Origin of the sequence: Stutzerimonas stutzeri (genome assembly GCF_000935215.1) — a bacterium.
Classification (GTDB): Bacteria; Pseudomonadota; Gammaproteobacteria; order Pseudomonadales; family Pseudomonadaceae; genus Stutzerimonas.
This window is the reverse complement of the sequence record NZ_JXXD01000149.1, coordinates 1-3,059: the sequence shown is the minus strand read 5'-3', so window position 1 is coordinate 3,059 and position 3,059 is coordinate 1. Positions and strand designations below refer to the sequence as shown.

Genomic DNA, 3,059 nt, shown 5'->3' with positions numbered 1-3,059 from the left:
CAATGGTGCCGACGTTGACGTGCGGTTTGTTACGTTCGAACTTTTCTTTAGCCATCGAGACCGTCTCCCATCGTTGAATTGAGCTAGTCACGCCACCATTAAAACAAAGGCAGATATATACATATCTGCCTTTGGAGTTTGGAGCTCATGAGCGGATTCGAACCGCTGACCTCACCCTTACCAAGGGTGTGCTCTACCAACTGAGCTACATGAGCGAATCGCATTGCGCAACCACCGAAGCTGGAGCGGGTAGCGGGAATCGAACCCGCATCATCAGCTTGGAAGGCTGAGGTTCTACCACTAAACTATACCCGCGAACGCCGAAGCCTACGCTTGAATCTGGTGGAGGGGGAAGGATTCGAACCTTCGAAGTCTATGACGTCAGATTTACAGTCTGATCCCTTTGGCCGCTCGGGAACCCCTCCAAAGTGAGGCGGCATTTTCATCACTTGCCACCCTACTGTCAAGCTTTTCCTCATAAAAATCTTGAGGTTAGCTTTACTGACAGCCGCCTTGCCAAGGAATCTTGGATTCCCCACGGCGAAGCGGGCGCCATTCTATTTAAACTATTGAGAAGATGCAATGCCAGTGCAGGGCATATGGCGAAATTGCAGGGCAGGCATGTCTGCTTTCAAGCTTCCCATGACCCCATCACCCAATTGATCACGACTAGCGGCGCTCACCTGCACCCAGTATTTGGAGTGCATCCTCGGCAACTCACGCACCAGCGCCGAATAATCAACCTCGCTTAAGCGCGCCACTACGCCCTCTGCCGAATCCTTTCGGGAGAAGATGCCCAGTGAAATGCCATTAGCCAAGTCACCAACGGTAATGATGTAGCTGTCAATATTACGGCTTTGCAACTCGCGCAATTGCCGCAGGGAAGCCTGCCTGGAAGCGAGCGGCGGCAGATACACCCAATAATCCACGCCGACCTCGGTATCTATCCGTCGTATTTCCGACTGGATATCCAAGCTCAAAAGCCGCTGCTCCAAGGAAAGCGCAGGCGACTCGTCATCGAAGCCACCAAGAAATAGGCAGCCACCGTCGGACGACGCCGGTTGCCCAGCGTCTTTACGGCTCGAAGGAGAGGATTCACTAAGCAGAGTGATGTTGGGTGTCGGCCGATCATAAGCATCAAGAGGCACCACCTCCTTGATGCGCACGGGTGACTGATACTGATGCTGCACCCAGAAGAATACGTTCAACAGCACCAACAGGAAAAATAACCAACGCATGCAGGCTCGACCTTCTATGTGACGCTAGGGACAAGCAATCGCCAGCCCGCGAAAGACCAGATCCGGAACCCGCCTAACCCCGACCATATCGTCGATCAGCGTTGCGTCGCCACCGGTGGAGTAGATTACAAAGTCAGCCCCCAGATAGTCGCTGGCCGCCAGGACTTGCGAAGCAACAAAACTACGCAGCATCAGAAAGCACCCCCGCTCAACCGCCTGGACAGTGCTTCGCCCAGGCGCAGGCTCACCTTGCATCATTGGGATTTCTTCTGCCGTATAGCTGATGCGCCGGGTATGGGTAGTCAACTGCTGCCTAAGAAGAGAAATGCCAGGGCAAATGTAGCCCCCCAGATGGCCGCCCTCTGCATCAACGAAGTCAACCGTGACCGCCGTCCCCAGGTCGATTACCACCATTGCCCGGCGCTCCAACTGGAACGCGCCAACCATGGCCAACCAACGGTCCATCCCTAAACGGTCGTACTCGAGGTACCCGTTCACTACGCCACCAAGCCGAGGCGCTGGTAGAGCGCGCTGTACGTCAATGAACAATGCACTGGAGATGCACGAACACAGCTCTTCAGTCTCGAGATCGCTACGAACGCTAACTAGCCGCGCACGCTCAATCTTTACGCCAGTCAGGCCAGAGAGCGCACTAAGGAGGTCCACGGCCGATACAGAAGCGCCCTGAGCCGCAACATCACCGCTTACTTGCAACACCCGCCATTTGATCAAGCTATTGCCACAGTCGAGCTCGAGAATCATTGATCAAGCCTCAAACTTAGCTCACCACCACTGAAGGAGCGCACCCCCCCATCAATCATCATCCTGAGCCCGCCTTGATCATCGACGCCCAAGACCGTGCCCGAGCAATCTTGAGACCCGGTACTCAGCGTGCATTTCAGGCCTTGCCAGACATGGTTAGATTCCCACTCACCCTTCATCGCAGCAAACCCGACCTGGGCATGCCGCTCCAGATTTCGTCTAAGGGTGGCGGCCAATGTCAGCAGCAACTCGTTTCGATCAACCATACCTGCATGCTCTTTAACGGATGTCCAAAGCTGATCTATTCCCGCCGCCTCAATCATATTGACATTGATGCCGATGCCGATAATTACGTGACATACATCCGCCGGGTCGCCAGTCAGCTCAAGCAGAATCCCTGCGATCTTGCGGCCATCAACGTATACGTCGTTAGGCCACTTGACGCCCGCTTGCGAGATGCCGACTTGATGTAGCACCTGCATTACCGCCAGCCCGACCACCAGACTCATACCAGAAAGCTGACTAGCACCGCCCTGCACCTTTATAGCCAAGCTGCAATAAAGGTTCTGCCCGAAAGGACTCACCCAACTACGACCGCGCCGCCCTCTACCAGCAGACTGAGCCTCTGCAAGAACCAAAAAAGGAGGTGGCACGGTCTGCAGGAGCCGCAATGCCTGAGCATTAGTAGAGTCAATCGAGTCGTAAAGATGCAGCGACCACCCAATCTGCTCCAGTTGCGGCGCAAGCGCCTCATGATTGAGCAGCGAAAGAGGTTCCGCCAAGCGGTACCCACGCCCGGGGACTTTATAGAGGTTAAGCACTGCGTCAGCCTGAATACGTTGCAGGTGCTTCCAGACCGCACTGCGACTTATGCCGAGCGCCTCCCCCAGTTCACGCCCCGAATGAAAGCGCCCATCCTGAAGCAACGTTAACAGCCTATACATGCCACCCCCAAAAGAGGCCGAATGATAGCGACACCAACGACAGGTGCCTATCACAGTCTTTAAATCGCGCAAAAGCAAACCCCCGACCAGCTTACGCGGGTCGGGGGTTTGGGAA

At 55.1% G+C, this 3,059-nt stretch carries 3 protein-coding genes and 3 tRNA genes; all 6 read right to left on the bottom strand.

Going from position 1 to position 3,059, the window contains the following annotated elements; all coding sequences use genetic code 11:
* Nucleotides 1-139: 139 nt before the first annotated feature.
* The 6 genes from LO50_RS15865 to birA all read right to left on the bottom strand — a co-directional run bounded on the left by LO50_RS15865 (nucleotide 140) and on the right by birA (nucleotide 2,944).
* Nucleotides 140-215, bottom strand: a tRNA-Thr gene (locus LO50_RS15865).
* A gap of 26 nt (nucleotides 216-241) precedes the next feature.
* Nucleotides 242-315, bottom strand: a tRNA-Gly gene (locus LO50_RS15860).
* Between the two features lie 25 nt (nucleotides 316-340).
* A tRNA-Tyr gene (locus LO50_RS15855) sits at nucleotides 341-425 on the bottom strand.
* 141 nt (nucleotides 426-566) lie between these two features.
* Complete coding sequence (locus LO50_RS15850; RefSeq protein WP_044315606.1) at nucleotides 567-1,238, bottom strand: SPOR domain-containing protein; 672 nt, start codon at nucleotides 1,236-1,238, stop codon at nucleotides 567-569.
* A gap of 24 nt (nucleotides 1,239-1,262) precedes the next feature.
* Nucleotides 1,263-2,000, bottom strand: coding sequence for a type III pantothenate kinase (locus LO50_RS15845; RefSeq protein ID WP_041015744.1), 738 nt, complete (start codon nucleotides 1,998-2,000; stop codon nucleotides 1,263-1,265).
* Nucleotides 1,997-2,944 carry a bifunctional biotin--[acetyl-CoA-carboxylase] ligase/biotin operon repressor BirA gene (gene birA, locus LO50_RS15840; RefSeq protein ID WP_044315607.1) on the bottom strand — a complete coding sequence of 316 codons (948 nt, stop codon included), beginning with the start codon at nucleotides 2,942-2,944 and terminating at the stop codon, nucleotides 1,997-1,999. Before birA ends, LO50_RS15845 begins: the two co-directional genes overlap by 4 nt.
* Nucleotides 2,945-3,059: the final 115 nt, after the last annotated feature.

Bases quoted from the DNA above. Each gene is read 5' to 3' on its own strand.
- LO50_RS15850 (WP_044315606.1), bottom strand. From the start codon at position 1,238: ATGCGTTGGTTATTTTTCCTGTTGGTGCTGTTGAACGTATTCTTCTGG.
- LO50_RS15845 (WP_041015744.1), bottom strand. From the start codon at position 2,000: ATGATTCTCGAGCTCGACTGTGGCAATAGCTTGATCAAATGGCGGGTG.
- birA (WP_044315607.1), bottom strand. From the start codon at position 2,944: ATGTATAGGCTGTTAACGTTGCTTCAGGATGGGCGCTTTCATTCGGGG.